We start from the raw sequence: 19798 nt of genomic DNA on the forward strand, positions 1-19798 counted from the left end.
GACAACGATCACGGTCGGTCGGCCGCCTCGGGCGTGCCGGTCGCGGCGAGGACGAGCGCGAACGCCGTGCAGACGGTGAGAAGCTGGGGCAGAATCTTGAGGGTCTCCGTCAGCTCGCCGGCCCGGTCGCCGAGCACATCGGTGCCGGCGCCGACCAGCAGCGCCGGGTAGGCACCCAGCGTGGCGGTCACCGAGGTGCCGGTCCCGACCGGCGCGACCGACAGGTAGACCGCGCAGGCCAGTTCGACCACCGCGAGCCCGCCGAGCACCAGCGCGGCCATGGCCGTACGGGTCCGCCCCCGTCGGACCAGGGCACGGCAGCCGGTGGCCAGCGCCACCGTCGCGGCGCCCCAGCAGGCCACCGCCACCAGCGTGGCGGAGGTCGCCTTGCCGAGGGACTCGCCCACGTACGGCAGGCCGGCGAGAACCCCGACCCCGAGCGCCGACGTGGCCGGTGCGACCAGGCCGGGCGCGGCGATCCGGCCGGTCTGCCCGATCCGGTGGGCCAGCCACCCGGCGGTCACGCCGACCGGCAGCACGGTCGCGGCGATCAGGAGCCGGACGAGCGACTGGTCGACCGGGTGGCCGGAATCCTCCACCATGGACAGACCGACCAGCACGACGCTGGCCAGCGCGCAAGCGGTCCTCCGTCCCGCGGCCGAGCCCCGGCGCCGAAGACCCGTCCCCGGACCGACGAACCGGCCCGGTCCGGCTGCCTAACCTTCCGGTGACGAGCCCCCGCCAGTCAGCCGAGAGGACGTACCGATGACCGCGTTGACCCTGTACCGCACCGGCCGGCACAACTGGGTGTTGAAGGACGGCGCCGACCGGGAACTCGGCCGGCTCGACGGCGGACGCGGGTTGCGCTCGGCGCAACTGCGTACCCCCGAGGGGGTCTGGGTGGCGCGGGTCCGCGACCGCCAGGGCCGCCGGGCGACGGCCGGACCCGGCGGCGACGTCGCGGTCGAGTTCGACCCGCCCTGGGCGCGGCTGGCCGGCTCCGACGATCCGGTCCGGTGGGATTTCGGGCGGGCGTTCCTCCGGTACGACGGGCGGCTGACCGGCCCGGCCGGGCACGTCACGGTCCAGGCCCGGGCGTTCCGGGGCGGCGCGGCGGTCGACGTCGTCGGTCCGTGGCCGGTTCCGGTGGTGCTCGCCGCCTGCTTCGTGGTGCTGCACCGCAAGGGACGCAACGCGCGGATCGCCTTCTTCGCGGCGGTCGCCTCCGGCGGATCGGGCTGAGCCGACCCGACCGGCGCGGGCCGGCCCGACCGGCGCGGGCCGGCCGGTAAATCGGTTGCCACCCCGGTCGTCGGCAGTAGCGTGGACGACGGCACAGGTAGGTCCAGATGACGACGGACGGAAGGACGAGAGAGATGCGCCGGCACCTCGGAGTCAACCAGCTTCCGTCCCGTCTCCCATCCTCCGAGGACCCGCGTGCCCGAACGAACGTTGAACCTTGGCATCCTGGCTCACATCGACGCAGGTAAGACCAGCCTGACCGAGCGGCTGCTGTACGACCACGGCGTCATCGACCGGCTCGGCAGCGTCGACGCCGGCGACACCCAGACCGACCGGGGTGACCTGGAACGCGAACGCGGCATCACGATCCGTTCGGCGGTGGCCGCGTTCGCCCTCGACGATCTCCAGGTCAACCTGGTCGACACCCCCGGCCACCCCGACTTCATCGCCGAGGTCGAGCGGGCGCTGTCGGTGCTCGACGGCGCGGTGCTGGTGGTGTCCGCCGTCGAGGGCGTGCAGGCGCAGACCCGGGTGCTGATGCGCTCGCTGCGCCGGCTGGGCCTGCCCACCATCGTCTTCGTCAACAAGATCGACCGGATGGGTGCCCGGTACGACACGCTGCTCGCCGACATCCGGCGCAAGCTCGTGCCGCACGTGGTGCCGATGACCGCCGTACGGGCCCCGGGCACCGCCGACGCCGAGACCGTCGCGCCGGACGAGGCGCAGTTCCGGGCCCGTACCACCGAGATCCTGGCCGACCACGACGACGCGCTGCTGGCCCGGTTCGTCGCCGGTTCGCTGCCCGGGCGGGCCGACCTGGAACGGCGGATCGCCCGGCTGACCGCCACCGGCGTGCTGCACCCGGTGTACTTCGGGTCGGCGCGCAGCGGCCAGGGTGTCGACGACCTGACCCGCGGCATCGCCACCTTCCTGCCACCCGCGTCCGGTGACCGCCGCGCCGAACCGACCGGCACCGTGTTCGCGGTCGAGCGTGGCCCGGGCGGGGAGAAGACCGCCTACCTGCGGTTGTTCGCCGGGGAACTGCGCGAACGGCAACGCGTCGTGTTCCACCGTCCGGAACCCGACGGCGGGACCGGCAGCCACCCCGGCCGGATCACCGGCCTGGCGGTGGTCGGCGCCGAACCGGGCCGCCGGGCGCTCGTCGCCGGGCAGATCGGCCGGCTGCGCGGGCTGGCCCGGATCCGGGTCGGCGACCGGCTCGGGGAGCGGGCCGCCGGGGCGACGCCGGCGCACTTCGCCCCGCCCAGCCTGGAGACCGTCGTCCGGCCCCGGGAACCCGGCGCCCAGGCGCGGCTGCACGCCGCGTTGACCAGCCTGGCCGACGAGGACCCGCTGATCCGTACCCGGCCGGCCGCGGGCGGGGCCACCTCGGTCCTGCTGTACGGCGCCGTGCAGCGGGAGGTCATCGAGGCCCGGCTGCGCCGCGAGTACGGGGTGGCCGCGGTCTTCGAGCCGGTCCGCCCGGTCTACTTCGAACGGCCGGTCCGGGCCGGCGAAGCCATTTCCGAGATCGACCGGCACGGGTCGAACCTGTTCTGGGCGACCATCGGCCTGCGGGTCGAACCCGGTCCGACCGGTTCCGGTGTCCACTACCGGCTCGGTGTCGAGCCGGGGCTGGTGCCCCGCGCCTTCCACCGGGCGATCGAGGAGACCGTCGGACAGACCCTCCAGCAAGGGCTGCACGGCTGGCAGGTGACCGACTGCGTGGTCACCCTGCACCGGGTCGGCTTCTGCGCCCCGCTCAGTACCGCCGCCGACTTCCGGAACCTCACCCCGCTGGTGCTGATGCGGGCCCTGACGGCCGCCGGCACCCGGGTGTACGAGCCGTGCCACGCGCTGGAGGTGGAGTTCCCGGCGGAGGCGTTGAGCGCCGTCCTCGGGCTGCTCGGCACGCTGGGCGCCGACCTGGCCGGCCCGGTGGCCCGGGGCGACTCCTGGTCGGTCACCGGTGAGCTGCCGGCCCGGTTGGTGCAGGAGTTCACCACGGCCCTGCCCGGCCTGACCCACGGCGAGGGCGCGATGTGGTCCCGGCCCGGCCCGGACCGGCCGGTCCGCGGTCCCGCCCCGACCCGGGCCCGCACCGACGGCAACCCGCTCGACGAGGGGGAGTACCTGCGGTTCCTGTCCGACCGCAGCCTCACCACCGCGGGACCGTGACGACGGCACGGCCGGCCCCGCCCGTCTGCCGGGGAAAACGGGTGGGTCCGCCGCGGTCGGGCTCGATAGGTTGGGTCGGTGCCGCCGACGATTCCCCACCCCGATCCCGGCGTCCCGGACACCCGGGGACCTCTGCGGTACGTGTGGTGGCTGGTCCGCAGCCAGCCCTGGCGGGTGTTGCGGGGCAGCGTGATCGGGACGACGTGGATGATCGGGTTGTCGGTCCGGCCGTACCTGATCTCCCGGGCCGTCGACGACGGCCTGCGCGGGCACGACACCCGGGCCCTGCTGCTCTGGGTCGCGGCGATCGTCGTCGCCGGGATGGTGCTGGCGTTCCTGGGCACCATGCGGCACCGGACGATGACGATGGTCCGCGAGGACGCCACCGCCCGGTCGGCCGAGGTGCTGCTGCGCAAGCTCGCCGGCATCGGCGCGGTGCTGCCCCGCCGGCTCGCCGCCGGGGAGGTCGCCACCGTCGGCGGCTCCGACATCGGCTACACCTCGCACGTGTTGACCATGACCGGCCCGGGCGTCGGCGCGGTGATCGCGTACGCGGTGATCGCCGTCGTGCTCTGGTCGATCTCGCCGTTCCTGGCGCTCTGCATCCTGCTCGGCGTGCCGGCGATCGCGTTGGTCATCGGCCCGCTGCTGCGTCGGCTGGAACGGGCCGAGTCGGTCTACCGGCAGCAGCAGGGGCTGCTCACCAGCCGGGCCAACGACATCGTGGCCGGGTTGCGGGTGCTGGCCGGGGTCGGCGGGCGGGACCTGTTCGCCCGCCGGTACACCGACCGGTCCCAGCGGCTGCTCGCCGAGGGGTACCGGGTCGGCGCGGTCAACAGTTGGGTCGAGGCGTTCTCGGTCGCCATTCCCGGGTTGTTCCTCGCCGCCGTGGTCTGGCTGGCGGCCCGGATGGCGGTGACCGGTGAGATCACCATCGGTCAGCTGGTCGCCGTCTACGGCTACGTGGCGACCCTGATCGTGCCGGTTCTCTTCCTGCTCGAAGGCAGTTACGGGGTGATCCGCGGCCGGGTCGCCGCCCGCCGGATCGTGGCCCTGCTGAACCTCACCCCGGACCACGTCGGGCACCCGCCGGACCCGGCCGGGGTGCCGGCCGTACCGGGGACCCGGTCGCCGCGGTCCGCGCCGGCCGAGCCGGCGGAGCTGCACGACCCGGTCACCGGTCTCACCGTCCGCGCGGGCCGGCTGACCGCGGTCGCGGCCGACGATCCGGCGGCCGCGCTGGCCCTGGCCGACCGGCTCGGCCGGTACGTGGTCAGCGACACCACCTGGGGCGGCGTGCCGATCACCGCGATCCCGCTGGACCGGGTCCGGGCCCGGATCCTGGTCGCCGACCACGACTCGTACCTGTTCGCCGGCACCCTGCGCGACATCCTGCGCGCCTGGACCGGCGGAACCGATTCGGACGAACGGCTGCGGGCCGGGTTGCGCACCGCGTCGGCGCAGGACGTGGCCGACGCGCTGCCCGACGGCCTGGACACCGTGCTCGACAACCGGGCCCGCACGCTCTCCGGCGGGCAACGGCAACGGGTACGACTGGCGCGGGCGCTGCTGGCCGAGCCGGAGGTGCTGATCCTGGTGGAACCGACGTCGGCGGTGGACGCGCACACCGAGGCCCGGATCGCCGAGCGGCTGCGCGCCGCCCGGGCCGGCCGGACCACCGTCGTGCTCACCGCCTCACCGTTGCTGCTCGGGCACGCCGACACGGTGGCGTACCTGACCGGCGACCGGATCGCCGCCACCGGCCCGCACCTCGACCTGCTGCGGTCGACGCCCGGTTACCGATACCTGGTGTCCCGGGACGGCGGCGACGACCTCGACGGGGACGGCGGTGACCTCGACCACCGGGGGACCGCCGGGACCGAGGGAGCGTTGCGGTGAGCCGGCTGCCGGTGGCCGACCGGCCGGCCGTCCGCCGGGCCATGCGGGACCTGCTCGGCCGGGAGCGGCGGGCGGTCCTGCTGGTGGTGGCGCTGCACGCCGCCGCCGCGGTCGCCGGGCTGGCCGCGCCGTGGTTGCTGGGCCGGATCGTGGACCAGGTCGCCGCGGGCGCGGGCGTCGGCGTCGTGGACCGGCTGGCGCTGACCATCGCCGGCTGCGTGCTGGTGCAGGCGCTGCTGTCCCGGTACGCCCAGTACGCCGGCCACCGGTTCGGCGAGCGGGCCGTCGCGCGGCTGCGCGAGGAGTTCGTCGACCGCACCCTGGCCCTGCCGGTCTCGGTGGTCGAGCGGGCCGGCGCCGGGGACCTCGCCACCCGCAGCTCGGTCGACGTGTCGACGGTCGGCACCACGGTCCGCGACGTGGTACCGACCATGGCCATCGCGTCCGCGCAACTGGTCCTACTGTTCGGCGCGATCTTCCTGTTGCACCCGCTGCTCGGCCTGGTCGCGCTGGTCGGCCTGCCGTCGATCTGGGCGATCACCCGCTGGTACCTGCGCCGGGCCAGCCCCGCCTACCTGGCCGAGGGCGCCGCCACCGCCGAACTGACCGAGACGTTGACCACCACCGCCGAAGGCGCCCGGACGGTGGAGGCGCTGCGGCTGGCGCGGGAGCGGATCACCCACGGTACGACCCGGGTCGCCCGGGTCTGGTCCACCCGACGGGCCACCCTCGCCCTGCGGACCGGGTTCTACTCCGTCGTGGAGGCCAGCTACGCGTTGCCGGTCGCCGCGGTGCTGCTGGTCGGCGGCTTCTTCCTGACCAGCGGGCGGGTGTCGCTCGGCGCGGTGGTGGCCGCCGCGCTCTACCTCCAGCAGGCCATCGAACCGCTGGACCGCATCCTCCAGTGGACCGAGCAGGCCCAGCGCGGCTTCGCCTCGTTCGCCCGGGTGCTCGGCGTCGGGCAGGTACCGCCGGAACCGCCCGGCCGGGCGAGCGCGCCGGCCGGTGCGCCGCTGGTCGTCCGGGGCGCCCGGTTCGCGTACGCGGACGGGCGCGACGTGCTGCACGGCATCGACCTGACCGTCCGGCCGGGTGAGCGGTTGGCCATCGTCGGGCCGTCCGGCGCCGGCAAGTCCACCCTGGCCCGGTTGCTGGCCGGCATCGACGCCCCGCAGCACGGCAGCGTCCGGATCGGCGACTGCCCGGTGACCGACCTCGACCCGGCCGAGCGCCGCCGCCGGATCGCCCTGATCACCCAGGAACACCACGTCTTCATCGGCACGCTGCGGGACAACCTGGCGTTCGCCGCGCCGGACGCCACCGACGAGCGGATGCGGTCCGCGCTGGTCGCCGTCGGCGCCGACTGGTACGACGAGCTACCGGCCGGGCTCGACACGGAACTCGGCGACGGGGCCCGGCAGTTGGAGGCGGCCGAGGCGCAGCAGTTGGCGCTGGCCCGGCTGGTGCTCGCCGACCCGCACACCCTGATCCTGGACGAGGCGACGGCCGCGCTGGACCCGACCACCGCCCGGCGTACCGAACGGGCGTTGGCCGCGGTGCTGACCGGTCGGACCGTCATCGCGATCGCGCACCGGCTGAACACCGCGCACGACGCCGACCGGGTCGCCGTGCTGGCCGACGGCCGGATCAGCGAGCTCGGCAGCCACCACGAACTCGTCCGGGCCGGCGGTGCCTACGCCGCGCTCTGGCACTCCTGGCACAACTGAGAGGAACGCCATCGTGTCCGCACCGGGTCCCGACGCCGACGTGCCGCCGGTTCCGCTGGTGGCGTACCCGATCGTCACCCGGCGGCTGGTCCTGCGGCCGGTCGCGCCGTCGGACGTGGACGACGTCTGGGCGTACCAGCGGCACCCGGAGGTCGCCCGGTTCATGCCGTGGGAGGCGCGGGAACGCCACGAGTCCGCGACGGCGGTGGCGGGGATGGTCGTCGAGGACCAACTCGTCGAGGAGGGCGACTGCCTCTGCCTCGCCGTGGTCTGGCCGCAGGTCGACCGGATGGTCGGGCACGTGGAACTGGTCTGGTGCAGCCAGGAACACCGGCAGGGTGAGATCGGTTTCGCGTTCAACCCCGAGTTCCACGGCCGGGGGCTGGCCACCGAGGCGGCCACGGCGATCCTCAGGCTCGGCTTCGAACACTTCGGCCTGCACCGGATCGTGGGCCGGTGCAACGCCCGCAACCGCCCGTCGGCCCGGCTGATGGAACGGCTCGGCATGCGCCTCGAGGGGCATCTGCGGGGCAACATGCTGTTCAAGGGCGAATGGAAGGAAGAACTCGTGTACGCGATGACCGCGCCCGAGTGGCGGGCGCGCCAGCAGCTGACGAGTCGACTCGCGACGCACGCCGACCTGCCGGTCCTGCTGGCGTTGATCGACGCGGCCATCGGGGAGCTGCAGCGGGGTTTCCTCGACGAGGCGCAGATCGCGTCGAGCCGGACCATCATGGGTGTCGACACGCAGCTGATCGACGACGGGACGTACTACGTGGTCGAGTCGGCCGGTCGGATCGTCGGCTGCGGCGGGTGGAGCCGCCGGGCCACCCTCTACGGCGGTGATCACTCGCCCGGCCGGGACCCCGCCCGGCTGGACCCGGCGACCGACCCGGCCAAGGTACGGGCGATGTACACCCATCCGGAAGCCACCCGCCGGGGCGTGGGCCGGCTGATCCTGGCCCGCTGCGAGGCCGCCGCGGCGGCCGAGGGCTTCACCACGCTGGAACTCATGGCCACGCTCTCCGGCCGCCCGTTGTACGAGGCCGCCGGCTTCGTACCGGTCGAGCACGTCGAGGACGCCACCGGCGGCACCCCCGTCCCGCTGATCCGCATGCGCAAACCGATCGTCCCGGCGTAGCGGCTTCAGGGCAGCAGGAATTCCGGCGGGACGGCGGCGGTGAGCCAGACGCCGTTGGCGCTGCGGTAGAAGGCGTGGCCCTGGTTGGCCATCGCCGTCGCGTCGACGGCGAGCACCACTACGGGAGCACTCCGGCGGGCGCCCACCCGCCGGGCGGTCTCGACGTCGACCGACAGGTGTACGTGGTGCCGCCTGCCGCGCTCGATGCCGACCCGCCGGATCGCCTCGGCGGCGGTGCGGCTGGTGCCGTGGTAGAGCAGCGACGGGGGATCCTGCGCCGTCAGTCCGAGGTCGACCGGGACCGAGTGGCCCTGGCTGGCCCGGATCCGCTCGACGCCGTCCGGGCCGCGCTCGACGGCGAACCGCTGCTTGTCGTTGCCGACCACCACGGCCTCGAGGGTGGGCCGGTCGATCCGCAGGGCGGTGAGGAACTCGTCCACCGGCACCCAGCCGGCCCGGTCCAGCACCAGCCCGAACCGGTCCGGCGCGTGCCGCAACGCCAGCGACATCCGCTTACTCAACTTGATCATGGAACTGTCATTCATCACCAGCATTGTGACCGCCTGCCGGACCGGCGGCGATCCCATTACCCGTGCGTCCCGGATCCGCCGTGGGCGAACGGGACCGTGGGCGAGCACCCGGCCCGGCTAGGGTTTGGGAATGGCGGAAATCGAGATCGATCCCACGCTCGCACCGGTGATCGCCCGTACCGGGGACGAACGGGCCGTCCTGGAAGCCTTCCTCGACTTCCACCGCTCGATGGTGCTGCGCAAGGTGCGCGGACTGTCCGAGGTGGACGCGGCCCGCCGGCTGGTGCCGTCGTCGACCACGCTGGCCGGCCTGGTCAAGCACCTCACACTGATCGAGTGGAACTGGTTCCACGCCCTTCTCGACCCCGGACCGGGCGAGGTCTTCGTCACCTCCGAGGAGGATGCCGAGGCCAGCTTCGCGCTGGCCGACGGGGACACGGTGGCGGAGCTGGCCACCGCGTACGAGCGGGCGTGCGCCCGGTCCCGGGAGTTGGCCGCCCGGTTCGACCTCGACCACGTGGTGCCGCAACCGCAGCTCGGTGAGGTCTCGCTGCGCTGGATCCTGGTGCACATGATCGAGGAGACCGCCCGGCACGTCGGCCACGCCGACATCCTCCGCGAACTGACCGACGGCTCGACCGGCGCGGTCTGACCGGCGGGGGTAGCGACGGACCATCCACTGTGTCACCCTGACATCTCTGAGGGTAGCTTTACGACTACCCGGAGTCGCATATCTGCTGGGGGTGTGCGTGACGCAGATGGATCTGTTCGGGCCGCCGGAGCGCGAACCCGCCCCGAAACCGGCGAGCGATCAGGTAGTCCGGCTGGAAGTGCTTGTCACGGTGAAGGCGGCCCCGAACCCGTCCGAGAAATACGGCGAGACCGTCTGCGTGGCGGGCGTGAGTACCGACCTACGGCGACCCGGGTGGGTGCGGCTGTACCCGATCAACTTCCGCGAACTCAGTAGCGACGAGAACTTCAGGAAGTACGACGTCATCTCGGTCGACGCGACCCCCGCGAGGCAGGACCAGAGACGGGAGAGCTGGCGCCCCCGCATGACGTCCATGGTCAGACTCCGCCACCTCGAACCGTGGAAGCATCGGCGCGCCTGGTTGGACCAGTACGTCGAGGACTCGATGTGTCGACTCAACCAGGACGCGCGGATTGATGCCAACGCCAAGTCGCTGAGCCTCGTCCGGCCTCGTGAGGTCGGGGGATTGACCATCAAGCCTCATCCGGGCTGGACACCGGATGAGCAGCGGAGAATCGACGCGTACGTCAGCCAGCTCGACCTCTTCAGCGGGCAGGACCGCACTCCCTTGGCGGCACCTCGATTCAAGGCCGCCTACCGGTACCGGTGCCATGACCAGATGTGCAACGGACACCAGCAAGGCTTGATCGACTGGGAATTCGTCGCTCTGCAGCGGCGCCTCCGGCACCTCACCGACGGCGAGATCCGCAGGCAGTTGGAGGACAAGTTCGTCCGGTTGATGTGTGATCCGTCCCGGGACGTGGCTTTCTACGTCGGCAACCAGGCCAAGCGGGCCCACGTCTTCAGCGTGTTGGGCGTGTACTACCCAAAGGGTTAGCGCGCCTGGGCGGCCAATTCCGCAATGACCACGTCCCGGTGGCAACGTTCCTGGTCCGCCTCGAAGCACAGCAGCGCGATCCGTTCGCTCGCGGCTGCTCGGGCGACCTCCGCCAGGCAACGGGTCGCGTCCGGGTGGCGGAGTCGCGCGGCGAAGATGCTTCGGGCGCGCTCCCGCTCCAGCGGGGTTCCGGCGAAACCGGCCCGATTGTCCTTCGGGTTGCCCAGTTGCGGACAGTGCTGGTACGCGATCCCGGCGTCCCGCAGGGCCTGACCGAGTGCGGTCTTGCTGAAGCCGCGCTTACGCGAGATGGGCGTCAGTCGAACGTCAACCAGTCGGGTCACGTCCTGGGCGAGCAACTCGTCCACGAAGCCGTCGATGTCACGGCCCTCATACCCGATACCGAGGACGCCGGACGTCTGGACGCGCTGCTGGACCGTCATCGTCCTACCCTGTCACGTCCTCGGCTGATCGCGAAGCGGAACCCCCGTGTGGGCGCGGTGGTAGCGGGTGGCCAGGAGGTCGAGGCGGGCGACCAGCTCGGGTGGGCCGGTGACGTCGAAGTCGGCGTCGAGCAGGCCGAGGTAGACGGCGAGGGTGTCCACGCTGTCGGCGCCGCAGGACAGTACGCAGGTCCGCTCGTCCACGGCCTCGACGACGCCGACGGCCGGGTTGACCCGGGCGGCGATCACGTCCGCCGGGGCGTGCACGGTGACCCGGGCCCGGAACCGGAAGCCGGCGCCCGACACGCCGCGCGCCACGTACCCGGCGAGGTCGCCGTCGCCGGGCAGCTCGCGGGGCGTGAACCGGGGACCGGTCGGGATCCGTGGCTCGACCCGGTCGACCCGGAAGGTGCGCCAGTCGTCGCGTTCGACGTCCCAGGCGACCAGGTACCACCTACGGCCCCAGGTCACCAGGCGGTGCGGTTCGACCGTACGGATGGTCGCCGTACCGTCGTGGGAGCGGTAGTCGAAGCGTAACCTCTCGTGGTCGCGGCAGGCGGCGGCGAGCGTGGTGAGCGTCGCCGGGTCGATCGCGGGTGCCGGGGTGTCCGGCGGGATCGGCACCGTGTAGTCGGCCACCGCGGACACCCGGCGGCGCAGCCGGGCCGGCAGGACCTGTTCCAGCTTGGCCAGCGCGCGTACCGATGCCTCCTCGATGCCGGCGACCGGACCGCGCGCCGCCGTGCGGAGCCCGACCACGACGGCGACCGCCTCGTCGTCGTCCAGCAGCAGCGGCGGCATGGCCGCGCCGGCGCCCAACCGGTAGCCGCCGTCGGTGCCCCGGCTGGCGTGCACCGGGTAGCCGAGATCGCGCAGCCGTTCGACGTCGCGCCGCACGGTACGTTCGCTGACCGCCAGGCGGTCGGCCAGGTCGGCGCCGGACCAGTCGCGGCGGGCCTGCAACAGGGACAGCAGCTTCAGCAGCCGGGCCGAGGTCTCCCACATGGGCGGAAGTCTGTCAGCACTTCCGGACAGAAGCTGACCGGAAGGGTCCGTAGCGTTGTCGGCATGACGAACGAACCGCAGATCAGCCCGTTCCGGATCGACATCCCGCAGGCGGACCTGGACGACCTCGCCCGGCGGCTGGCCGCCACCCGGTGGCCCAGCGAGGTGCCCGGGACCGGGGCGGACCACGGCATGCCGCTCGACGTGGTGCGCCGGCTGGTCGACCGCTGGCGGGACGGGTACGACTGGCGGGTCCACGAGGCCCGGCTCAACGAGTTTCCGCAGTTCACCACCACGGTCGACGGGCAGACCATCCACTTCCTGCACGTCCGGTCGGCCGAGCCGGGCGCCACGCCGTTGCTGCTGCTGCACGGCTGGCCGGGCTCGGTGCTGGAGTTCCTCGGGATGATCGGCCCGCTGACCGACCCGCGGGCGCACGGCGGTGACCCGTCCCGCGCCTTCCACGTGGTGGTGCCGTCGCTGGTCGGGTACGGCTTCTCCAGCCCGCAGGCCGAGCCCGGCTGGGACAGCGCCCGGATGGCGCGGGCGTTCGCCACCCTGATGACCGCCCTGGGCTACGACCGCTGGGGTGCGGCCGGCGGCGACGCCGGTGCCCTGGTCGGCCGGGAACTCGGCATCCTCGCGCCGGACGGGCTGATCGGCGTACACCTGTTGCAGATCTTCGCGTTCCCGTCCGGCGACCCGGACGAGGCGGCGAAGGAGCTGGCCCGGATCTCCGACGCGGACCGGGCCAGCCTCACCGGGACGACCGCCGACTTCCAGAGCAAGGCCGGCTACCAGAAGATCCAGCAGACCCGGCCGCAGACCCTGGGGTACGGGCTGACCGACTCGCCGGCCGGCCAGCTGGCCTGGAACGCCGAACTGTGGACCGGCTGGGGCGAGTACGCCGACCACCTCGACGTCGACACCTTCCTGACCCACGTGAGCCTCTACTGGTTCACCCGGACCGGCGTCTGCAGCGCCCGGCACTACTACGAGGACGCGCACAGCGGGGCCGGCTACCGGGACCTGCCGAACCGGGTGCCGACCGCGGTCGCCGTCTTCCCGCAGGACTTCCGGACGGTACGGACGTTCGCCGAGCGGGCCAACGCCATCGTCCGGTACACCGAGTTCGACCGGGGCGGGCACTTCGCGTACACCACCGACCCGGACCTGGTGGTCGCGGACCTGCGCGAGTTCTTCGCCGACCTCGACTGAGTGACCCCGTAGGGTGTTCGGATGGCTACCAGGAGGCTGACCGTCGCCCTGCCCGAGGAACTGGTCGAGGCGCTCGGCGTGGTGGCGGCCGAGGACGGCGTGCCGGTGTCCCGGCTGGTGGCCGACGCCACCGAGCGGGGACTGCGCCGCCGCCTCGGCCAGCACCTGCTCGTGGAATGGCAGGCCGAGCACGGCGCGTTCACCCCTGACGAACTCGCCGCCGCCCGCGCGGAGATGGTGGCGGCGGACAGGCTGTTGACACCTTCGACGTAGAGCGCTTGATTGCCGCTATGGTCGGCGCCATGGCTGACGCGGTGGTGATCCCCGGCGGAAGGTACGGACCTGGCACGCCGCTGTTGATGTACGGCGGTGACGTGGCCGAGCGCCGTGGCGCGACGGTGCACCGGCACGAGTGGTCGCCGCGCGCGCCCTTCTCGGACACCCCGGACGCCGAGGAGATCGTCTGCGCCGACTTGACCCCGCTGCTCGACTCCCTCGACGGCCGGCCGCTGCTGATCGGCAAGTCGTTCGGCAGCAACGCGGCGCGGCTGGCCGTCGAGCGACAGCTTCCCGCGGTCTGGCTCACGCCGCTGCTCACCCGGTCCTGGGTGGTGGCGGCGCTGCGCCGGGCCAGCGCGCCGTTCCTGCTGGTGGGCGGCACGGGGGACGGACTCTGGGACGGCGTCCTGGCCCGCGAGCTGACCCCGCACGTGTTCGAGGTGCCCGGCGCGGACCACGGGATGTACGTGCCCGGGCCGTTGACCGAGTCGGTCGCGGTGCTGGGCCGGGTAGTGGTCGCCGTCGACCGCTTCCTCGACGACATCAACTGGCCCGACGCCCCTGCCGCCAGCTAGTCCACTCGCACCGCAGCCGCTCTCCGGCGCAACCGCAGTCAGTCTTGGACAGATTTTGTTTCGCCGCGAACAGAACCTGTCCAAGACTGCGAACGTGTTCGCCGCGGTCGGGCAGGGGGCGCTGAAGGTGCCGCCGCCGGACGGCCGGACGGTGAGGGCGTGATCTGCTCACCGACCGGTTACGGAGTGACCGGGGCGTGCGGGCTCAGGGGGTGGTCCAGCGCAGGGAGAGGGCGTCGGCGGCGCGGTCGGTGGCGATCCGCATCATCCCGCCGAGGATGACCGCCCGGTCGACGATGACGGGTGCGCCGTCCCGGGTCGTGGTGACCCGTTCGCTGATCAGGACCGGGCTGCCGACCGGCTCGTCCAGGTGGGCCGCCGAGGCGGCGTCCAGCAGGCCGACGCCGACCGTCTCGCCGGCCCGCGCGGGCACCCCGTCGGCGGCGGCCAGCGCGGCGTACAGCGACGTCGTGCCGAAGTCGACCTGGGTCATCCGGTCCGCGTACGGCCGGCGTACCCAGGAGACCTGGTGCACCGCGCGGCGGCCGGCGAACGCGCGGACCCGTTCCAGGCGCAGGCCCTGGTCGGTCGGCTGGCGGTGCAGCAGCGCCGCGATCCGGGCCGGCAGCCGGCGCAGCGACCGGGAGACGACCTCGGTACGGACGTCGTAGCCCTGGTCGCGCAGGTCGTCGGTGAAGCTGCGCAGCGAGCCGAGCCGGTAGGGCACCGGGGCCGGGGTCACGAACGTGCCCCGGCCGTGCTGCTGGACGATCAACCCCTGGTCGCTCAGCTCCCGCAGCGCCTGCCGCAGCGTCATCAGGGTGACGCCGTAGGCGGCGCTCAGGTCCCGCTGCGGGGGCAGCGGGTCACCCGGCGCGTACGCGCCCGCGTGGATCTTCGCCGCCAGGTCCTCGGCGATCGCGCGGTATCGCGCCGTCGCTGCCATTGCCACCACCGTGCTCCGTGTCCAGCGCCGAGCGTAGCGTCCCGACGAAGGCTCCCACGCGCGCCGCGTCCGCGCCGTCGAGCACCTGCCGCATCAGCGCGGCGCCGACGACGACGCCGTCGGCGTACCGGGCGGCCTCGGCGGCGTGCGCGGGGGTGGAGATGCCGAAGCCCAGCAGCACCGGCCGGTCGGTGACCTCGCGCAGCCGGGTGGCCAGGGCGGCGGCGGAGCCGGCCAGCGCCATGCGCTCCCCGGTCGTGCCCATCAGCGACACCGCGTACACGAAACCCCGGCTCGCGGTGGCGACGGTGCGCAACCGGGGCGACGGCGTGGCGGGGGAGGCCAGCAGCGCCAGGTCGAGCCCGGCCGCCGCCGCGGCTGCCGCGAGCCCGGCGGCCTCCTCGACCGGCAGGTCCGGCACGATCAGGCCGGCGGTCCCGGCGGCCGCCGCCGACCGGCAGAACTCCGCGGTACGCAGGGCCAGATTGCTGTACGTGCTGAGCACCAGCGGTACCCCGACGTCCACCCGGGACAACTCGTCGAGCAGCCCGTCGGGGGTGGCGCCCCGGGCCAACGCGACGTCCGAGGCGCGTTGGATGGTCGCGCCGTCCACCGTCGGGTCGGAGAACGGCAGTCCCACCTCGATCAGGTCGGCGCCCGCGTCGGCGTAGGCGCGCAGCTGGTCGGTCCAGTCCGGGGTGATGCCGCCGGTCACGTACGGCATGAGCAGCTTGCGGCCCGCGGCCCGGCGGTCGCGGAGGTGTTGTTCGAGGGTCATGACAGTCGCTCCATCAGGGTGGTGATGTCCTTGTCGCCCCGGCCGGAGAGGGTGAGCAGCACGGTCGAGCCGGCCGGCAGCGCCGGGGTGCCGGCGGCCCGGATCACCCAGGCGAGCGCGTGCGACGACTCGATCGCCGGGATGATGCCCTCGGCGTGGGCCAGCCGCGCGGCGGCGGCGATCGCCTCGTCGTCGCCGGCCGTCGTGTACTCGGCGCGGCCGAGGTCGCGCAGGTGGGCGTGTTCCGGCCCGACGCCCGGGTAGTCCAGGCCGGCGGCGACCGAGTGGGCCTCGCGGATCTGGCCGTGCCGGTCCTGGAGGAACAGCGACCGGGCGCCGTGCAGCACCCCCGGCTCGCCGCCCGAGACGCCCGCGCCGCCCTCGGCCTCGACGCCGACCAGGCGGGCCGGCGTGTCCACGAAACCGGCGAAGGTGCCGGCCGCGTTGGACCCGCCGCCGACGCAGGCGACGACGACGTCCGGGACCGTGTCGAGCTGGCCGCGGGCCTCGGTGCCGATCACCCGTTGCAGCTCGCGCACCAGCCACGGGTACGGGTGCGGGCCGAGCACCGAACCGAGGCAGTAGTGGGTGTCGGCCACGGCACCCACCCAGTGCCGCATGGCCTCGCTGGTGGCGTCCTTGAGGGTCCGGGTGCCCGAGCGCACCGGCACCACCTCGGCGCCGAGCAGCCGCATCCGGAAGACGTTGTGCGCTTGGCGTTCCATGTCCCGCTCGCCCATGAACACGGTGACCGGCATGCCGAGCTGCGCGCCGGCCGTGGCGGTGGCGACGCCGTGCATCCCGGCGCCGGTCTCGGCGAGCAGTCGGCGCTTGCCCATCCGGCGGGCCAGCAGCGCCTGGCCGAAGACATTGTTGATCTTGTGGGAGCCGGTGTGGGTCAGGTCCTCGCGCTTGAGCAGCAGGGTCAGGCCCAGCTCGGCGCTCAGGCGCGGGGTGGGCGAGACGGGCGTGGGGCGGCCGACGTGCCGGACCAGCAGGTCGGTCAGCTCGGCCCGGAACGCCGGGTCCGACCACGCCTCGGCGAACGCCGCCGCCAGCTCGTCGCAGGCCGCGACCAGCGACTCCGGCACGAACCGCCCCCCGTACGCCCCGAACCGCCCACTCGTTCCAACCACACCCATAACACCTCTAGAACTCATGCAAGAGTTATAGAACACTTGCCGCGCTGTGTCCACCGCGATCCGACAATGTCGGGGACATTGCCGCTATCCCCGCGCGGCGACCCGTACGAGTCGATGCTCGCCTGGCTCTCCGCCCGCAACCGGCTTGACCCTGACGTAGCGTCAGGCAGGAGGGTTGCCGCATGAGCGATCAGTACAACGCCTTCGAGATGAGCCCCGTACCCGTTCCCGGTCCGGACGCGGTGGCGCCGGAACCGTTCCGGGGCATCTACGGCATGCCCATGTTCGTGACGATCCCGACGCGTGACCTGGCGGAGTCGGTGGACTTCTGGACCCGCGGGCTCGGCTTCTTCGAGTTGTTCGGCATCCCCGGCCGGCTGGTGCATTTGCGCCGGTGGGCGTTCCAGGACGTGCTCCTCGTCTCGGCGGCGAGCGTGCCGGAGCAGGCGCCGGCGGCGAGCGTCAGCTTCGCGTGCGTGCTGAACCAGGTCGATGCCGTCGCCGAGGCCTGTCGCGCGGTGGACCCGGACTCGGTCGACGGGCCGCGGGACACCCCGTGGAACACCCGTGACGTCGAGGTGATCACGCCCGAGAAGGCGCGGGTCGTGTTCACCGCGGGAAAGCCGCTCGATCCGGACAGTGCGGAGGCGCGATACCTGGCGGCCGGTGGGATCACCGCACCCGCCTCCGGTGGCGGCAGGTTCAATGAGAGGCATGCGTGACGCCCCGGACGCCGACGGTCTGACCGTCGGTCAGGTCTCGACCCGGCTGGGGGTGACGGCCTGCGCCCACGACATCGACCCCGACACGGCCACCTGGCAATAGGTTTTGACTTCGAGTGGGGTCGAACTCCTAGCGTTCAGATCGTGGACAGCGAACCGACCGGGCTCAGCCGACGGCGCCGGTACCTGGTGCTGGCGATCTGCTGCGCCAGCATCACCGTGGTGGTGATGGACATCTCCATCGTCAACGTCGCGCTGCCGGCCATCCGCCGTGACCTGGACGCCTCGACGTCCGGCCTGCAGTGGACGGTCGACGCGTACACGCTGGTGCTGGCGAGTTTCCTGGTGCTGGCGGGGTCCACCGCCGACCGGTTCGGTCGGCGGCGGGTGTTCCAGATCGGGCTGGCCGTGTTCGGGCTGGGCTCGCTGCTGTGCGCTCTCGCGTCCAGCGTCGGCCTGCTGGTCGCGGCGCGATCGGTGCAGGCCGTCGGTGGCACCATGCTCAACCCGGTGGCGATGGCGATCGTCGCCACCACGTTCCCCGAACCGGCCGAGCGGGCCAAGGCCATCGGTGTGTTCGGCTCGGTGTCCGGCCTGTCGCTGGCGTTGGGGCCGGTCCTCGGCGGTGCCCTGGTCGACGGGTTCGGCTGGCACGCCGTCTTCTGGGTCAACGTGCCGATCGTGGTCGCCGCGATCGGGTGCACCGCGCTGTTCGTGCCCGAGTCCCGGGCCGCCCGGGCCCGCCGGTTCGACCCGGTGGGCCAAACCCTGATGGTCCTGGTGCTGGGCAGCGTCGTCTACGCGATCATCGAGTCCCGGACGCTGGGTTGGACGTCGCCGGTCATCCTCGGGCTGCTCGCCGTCGCCGTACTGGGGGTGCTGGGTCTGCTGGGCTACGAGCCGCGCCGGGCCGATCCGCTGCTGGAGTTGCGGCTGTTCCGCAGCGTGCCGTTCGGTGCGGCGATCCTGACGGCGTTGTGCGCCCTGTGCGGGTTCGCCGCGTTCCTGTTCGTGACCACCCAGTACCTCCAACAGGTCCGCGGCCTGTCGGCGCTGGCCGCCGGGCTGTGCCTGCTCCCGGTGGGCGTACTCGTGGTGGTCTGCTCGCCGATCACCGGGCGGCTGATCGGCACCCGCGGGTCCCGCCTGCCGCTGGTGGTCGCCGGGACCGCGCTGGCGCTGGGCGGGCTGGCCCTGCTGTTCGTCGGGCCGGCCACCCCGCTGCCGGCGGTCGTCGGGACGTACCTGTTGTTCGGCCTCTGCCTCGGCACGGTCAACCCGCCCATCACCAACACGGCGGTGGCCGGGATGCCGCGCTCGATGGCCGGGGTGGCCGCCTCGGTGGCCTCCGTGGGTCGGCAGACCGGCACCACCCTCGGGGTGGCCATCTCCGGAACCATCGTCGGCTCGGCCCTGGTCGGCGACGGGACGGCGGCCGTCGGCGCGACGCGCGGCGTGTGGTGGCTGGTGTTCGGGCTGGGTGCGGGCGTCGTCGGGTTCGGGCTGGTCAGCACCGGACGCTGGGCGCTCGGCACCGCCCGGCGGGCGGCCACCCTGTTCGAGGAGGTCGACCGGGGCGGCGTCGGCGTCCGGTCCTGACGGCGTCGCACCGGGAGCGGTCGCCGGGCTCAGCGTCCGAGGGCTCAGCGCCCGGGCGCTCAACGGCCGCGGGTTCAGCGGTCGGCGGCCAGGTGCCGTACGTCGGCGAGGCTGGTCACCCGGTCGCACTCGGCCGGCGTCAGCTTGTTGATCAGTGCCTTGGCGGACTGGGCCTGCGGGGTGGTGGGCAGCGCGCCGGCGACCAGGTCCGGTAGCAGCAGCTCGTAGCCGGCCCGGGCCCGGGGCGAGTACCGGTGCCGGGCGCGGGCCACCGCGGTCGCCACCCGTATCGCGTGTTCGTTTCCCGGCGGGACGCCCGGCCGGTCGACCTCCCGCGCGCCGAACCGCATCCGGTGGTGGAATTCGCACGTCCCGCAGGTCGCCGGGCCGCCGGTCAGCCGCGATCCGCAGTCCGGACAGCGCAACCGGTCGATCGCCCCGTCGACCGTCCGCCAGTCGTACGCCGAGGGATCGTCCGCGACGAGCCGGGCCAGTTCGGTTTCCTCCGGCGAGTCCGGGGCGACGTCGCGATCACGCAGCAGGCCCGCCCACGCCCGCCGGATCTCGGCGTCGAGGCCGGCGACGACCTCGGCGAGGCGCGGGCTCCGCCAGGTCGGGGCGGCATCGGTCATGGCGTCGAGGATGGCAGTACGGGCGTCGATGGGCGACGTGTTTCCCACCCTCCGGCCGGGGTGACTAGGCTCGCGCCGACCGCGGGTGGGTCGGTCCGCCGTTTTCACCCCGGCGGGGAAGGCGGTGCGGGGCCCGGGGGAGGGCCCGTGCCC

General features: G+C 73.3%; 20 protein-coding genes. 12 read left to right on the plus strand and 8 right to left on the minus strand.

Annotated elements, in window-relative coordinates; all coding sequences use genetic code 11:
* Nucleotides 1–8 precede the first annotated feature (8 nt).
* A complete protein-coding gene (locus tag ACFOX0_RS14415; protein ID WP_377545684.1) occupies nucleotides 9–602 on the minus strand; it encodes a hypothetical protein in 594 nt (197 codons plus the stop codon).
* A 163-nt stretch (nucleotides 603–765) separates the two neighbouring features.
* On the opposite strand from ACFOX0_RS14415, the gene ACFOX0_RS14420 reads away from it, so the two are divergent.
* The 5 genes from ACFOX0_RS14420 (at nucleotide 766) to ACFOX0_RS14440 (ending at nucleotide 8187) form a co-directional block, all read left to right on the plus strand.
* Complete coding sequence (locus ACFOX0_RS14420) at nucleotides 766–1242, plus strand: hypothetical protein (protein WP_377545686.1); 477 nt, start codon at nucleotides 766–768, stop codon at nucleotides 1240–1242.
* 195 nt (nucleotides 1243–1437) lie between these two features.
* Entirely contained in the window at nucleotides 1438–3420 is a 1983-nt protein-coding gene (locus ACFOX0_RS14425) for a GTP-binding protein (protein ID WP_377545688.1), read from the plus strand.
* Between the two features lie 174 nt (nucleotides 3421–3594).
* A complete protein-coding gene (locus ACFOX0_RS14430; protein ID WP_377545928.1) occupies nucleotides 3595–5319 on the plus strand; it encodes an ABC transporter transmembrane domain-containing protein in 1725 nt (574 codons plus the stop codon).
* Nucleotides 5320–5360: 41 nt separating this feature from the next.
* Nucleotides 5361–7046 carry an ABC transporter ATP-binding protein gene (locus tag ACFOX0_RS14435; protein ID WP_377545930.1) on the plus strand — a complete coding sequence of 562 codons (1686 nt, stop codon included), beginning with the start codon at nucleotides 5361–5363 and terminating at the stop codon, nucleotides 7044–7046.
* A 13-nt stretch (nucleotides 7047–7059) separates the two neighbouring features.
* Nucleotides 7060–8187: a GNAT family N-acetyltransferase gene (locus ACFOX0_RS14440; protein ID WP_377545690.1), complete on the plus strand. Its 1128-nt coding sequence runs from the start codon at nucleotides 7060–7062 to the stop codon at nucleotides 8185–8187.
* A gap of 5 nt (nucleotides 8188–8192) precedes the next feature.
* Here the strand turns inward: ACFOX0_RS14440 and ACFOX0_RS14445 are convergent, their stop codons facing one another.
* Nucleotides 8193–8732, minus strand: a complete 540-nt coding sequence (locus ACFOX0_RS14445; RefSeq protein WP_377545691.1) for an RNA 2'-phosphotransferase — start codon at nucleotides 8730–8732, stop codon at nucleotides 8193–8195.
* Between the two features lie 115 nt (nucleotides 8733–8847).
* On the opposite strand from ACFOX0_RS14445, the gene ACFOX0_RS14450 reads away from it, so the two are divergent.
* Nucleotides 8848–9369 carry a DinB family protein gene (locus tag ACFOX0_RS14450; protein ID WP_377545693.1) on the plus strand — a complete coding sequence of 174 codons (522 nt, stop codon included), beginning with the start codon at nucleotides 8848–8850 and terminating at the stop codon, nucleotides 9367–9369.
* Between the two features lie 106 nt (nucleotides 9370–9475).
* Complete coding sequence (locus ACFOX0_RS14455) at nucleotides 9476–10306, plus strand: hypothetical protein (RefSeq protein WP_377545932.1); 831 nt, start codon at nucleotides 9476–9478, stop codon at nucleotides 10304–10306.
* On the opposite strand, the gene ACFOX0_RS14460 is transcribed toward ACFOX0_RS14455, so the two are convergent.
* A complete protein-coding gene (locus ACFOX0_RS14460) occupies nucleotides 10303–10749 on the minus strand; it encodes a DUF488 domain-containing protein (protein ID WP_377545695.1) in 447 nt (148 codons plus the stop codon). The genes ACFOX0_RS14455 and ACFOX0_RS14460 overlap by 4 nt on opposite strands.
* A 12-nt stretch (nucleotides 10750–10761) precedes the next feature.
* The gene (locus ACFOX0_RS14465) at nucleotides 10762–11754 is read right to left on the minus strand and encodes a helix-turn-helix transcriptional regulator (protein ID WP_377545697.1); all 993 of its coding nucleotides are present in this window, start codon (nucleotides 11752–11754) and stop codon (nucleotides 10762–10764) included.
* A gap of 63 nt (nucleotides 11755–11817) precedes the next feature.
* On the opposite strand from ACFOX0_RS14465, the gene ACFOX0_RS14470 reads away from it, so the two are divergent.
* From ACFOX0_RS14470 to ACFOX0_RS14480, 3 genes are read left to right on the plus strand one after another with little or no spacing between them, the layout of a single operon-like run.
* Nucleotides 11818–12972, plus strand: a complete 1155-nt coding sequence (locus ACFOX0_RS14470; RefSeq protein ID WP_377545699.1) for an epoxide hydrolase family protein — start codon at nucleotides 11818–11820, stop codon at nucleotides 12970–12972.
* 21 nt (nucleotides 12973–12993) lie between these two features.
* Nucleotides 12994–13245 carry a ribbon-helix-helix domain-containing protein gene (locus ACFOX0_RS14475; RefSeq protein ID WP_377545701.1) on the plus strand — a complete coding sequence of 84 codons (252 nt, stop codon included), beginning with the start codon at nucleotides 12994–12996 and terminating at the stop codon, nucleotides 13243–13245.
* A 29-nt stretch (nucleotides 13246–13274) separates the two neighbouring features.
* Nucleotides 13275–13826, plus strand: coding sequence for an alpha/beta hydrolase (locus ACFOX0_RS14480; RefSeq protein WP_377545703.1), 552 nt, complete (start codon nucleotides 13275–13277; stop codon nucleotides 13824–13826).
* A 205-nt stretch (nucleotides 13827–14031) separates the two neighbouring features.
* Here ACFOX0_RS14480 and ACFOX0_RS14485 read toward each other — a convergent pair whose 3' ends face one another.
* From ACFOX0_RS14485 to trpB, 3 genes are read right to left on the minus strand one after another with little or no spacing between them, the layout of a single operon-like run.
* Nucleotides 14032–14772, minus strand: a complete 741-nt coding sequence (locus ACFOX0_RS14485; protein ID WP_377545705.1) for a GntR family transcriptional regulator — start codon at nucleotides 14770–14772, stop codon at nucleotides 14032–14034.
* Nucleotides 14693–15550: a tryptophan synthase subunit alpha gene (trpA, locus tag ACFOX0_RS14490; RefSeq protein WP_377545707.1), complete on the minus strand. Its 858-nt coding sequence runs from the start codon at nucleotides 15548–15550 to the stop codon at nucleotides 14693–14695. Before trpA ends, ACFOX0_RS14485 begins: the two co-directional genes overlap by 80 nt.
* Nucleotides 15547–16692 carry a tryptophan synthase subunit beta gene (gene trpB / locus ACFOX0_RS14495; protein WP_377545709.1) on the minus strand — a complete coding sequence of 382 codons (1146 nt, stop codon included), beginning with the start codon at nucleotides 16690–16692 and terminating at the stop codon, nucleotides 15547–15549. Before trpB ends, trpA begins: the two co-directional genes overlap by 4 nt.
* Before the next feature lie 182 nt (nucleotides 16693–16874).
* On the opposite strand from trpB, the gene ACFOX0_RS14500 reads away from it, so the two are divergent.
* On the plus strand, nucleotides 16875–17414 hold the full coding sequence (locus ACFOX0_RS14500; RefSeq protein ID WP_377545711.1) for a VOC family protein: 540 nt from the start codon (nucleotides 16875–16877) through the stop codon (nucleotides 17412–17414).
* 144 nt (nucleotides 17415–17558) lie between these two features.
* Nucleotides 17559–19013: an MFS transporter gene (locus ACFOX0_RS14505; protein WP_377545713.1), complete on the plus strand. Its 1455-nt coding sequence runs from the start codon at nucleotides 17559–17561 to the stop codon at nucleotides 19011–19013.
* 74 nt (nucleotides 19014–19087) lie between these two features.
* Here the strand turns inward: ACFOX0_RS14505 and ACFOX0_RS14510 are convergent, their stop codons facing one another.
* Nucleotides 19088–19645, minus strand: a complete 558-nt coding sequence (locus tag ACFOX0_RS14510) for a hypothetical protein (RefSeq protein ID WP_377545715.1) — start codon at nucleotides 19643–19645, stop codon at nucleotides 19088–19090.
* Nucleotides 19646–19798 lie beyond the last annotated feature (153 nt).

The organism is Micromonospora zhanjiangensis, assembly GCF_042650605.1.
Classification (GTDB): domain Bacteria; phylum Actinomycetota; class Actinomycetes; order Mycobacteriales; family Micromonosporaceae; genus Micromonospora_J; species Micromonospora_J zhanjiangensis.

Excerpts from the sequence above, each read along its gene's own strand:
- ACFOX0_RS14415 (WP_377545684.1), bottom strand. The coding sequence starts at position 602 with ATGGTGGAGGATTCCGGCCACCCGGTCGACCAGTCGCTCGTCCGGCTC.
- ACFOX0_RS14420 (WP_377545686.1), top strand. The coding sequence starts at position 766 with ATGACCGCGTTGACCCTGTACCGCACCGGCCGGCACAACTGGGTGTTG.
- ACFOX0_RS14435 (WP_377545930.1), top strand. The coding sequence starts at position 5,361 with ATGCGGGACCTGCTCGGCCGGGAGCGGCGGGCGGTCCTGCTGGTGGTG.
- ACFOX0_RS14445 (WP_377545691.1), bottom strand. The coding sequence starts at position 8,732 with ATGAATGACAGTTCCATGATCAAGTTGAGTAAGCGGATGTCGCTGGCG.
- ACFOX0_RS14450 (WP_377545693.1), top strand. The coding sequence starts at position 8,848 with ATGGCGGAAATCGAGATCGATCCCACGCTCGCACCGGTGATCGCCCGT.
- ACFOX0_RS14455 (WP_377545932.1), top strand. The coding sequence starts at position 9,476 with ATGGATCTGTTCGGGCCGCCGGAGCGCGAACCCGCCCCGAAACCGGCG.
- ACFOX0_RS14460 (WP_377545695.1), bottom strand. The coding sequence starts at position 10,749 with ATGACGGTCCAGCAGCGCGTCCAGACGTCCGGCGTCCTCGGTATCGGG.
- ACFOX0_RS14465 (WP_377545697.1), bottom strand. The coding sequence starts at position 11,754 with ATGTGGGAGACCTCGGCCCGGCTGCTGAAGCTGCTGTCCCTGTTGCAG.
- ACFOX0_RS14470 (WP_377545699.1), top strand. The coding sequence starts at position 11,818 with ATGACGAACGAACCGCAGATCAGCCCGTTCCGGATCGACATCCCGCAG.
- ACFOX0_RS14475 (WP_377545701.1), top strand. The coding sequence starts at position 12,994 with ATGGCTACCAGGAGGCTGACCGTCGCCCTGCCCGAGGAACTGGTCGAG.
- ACFOX0_RS14480 (WP_377545703.1), top strand. The coding sequence starts at position 13,275 with ATGGCTGACGCGGTGGTGATCCCCGGCGGAAGGTACGGACCTGGCACG.
- ACFOX0_RS14485 (WP_377545705.1), bottom strand. The coding sequence starts at position 14,772 with ATGGCAGCGACGGCGCGATACCGCGCGATCGCCGAGGACCTGGCGGCG.
- trpA (WP_377545707.1), bottom strand. The coding sequence starts at position 15,550 with ATGACCCTCGAACAACACCTCCGCGACCGCCGGGCCGCGGGCCGCAAG.
- trpB (WP_377545709.1), bottom strand. The coding sequence starts at position 16,692 with ATGGGTGTGGTTGGAACGAGTGGGCGGTTCGGGGCGTACGGGGGGCGG.
- ACFOX0_RS14500 (WP_377545711.1), top strand. The coding sequence starts at position 16,875 with ATGAGCGATCAGTACAACGCCTTCGAGATGAGCCCCGTACCCGTTCCC.
- ACFOX0_RS14510 (WP_377545715.1), bottom strand. The coding sequence starts at position 19,645 with ATGACCGATGCCGCCCCGACCTGGCGGAGCCCGCGCCTCGCCGAGGTC.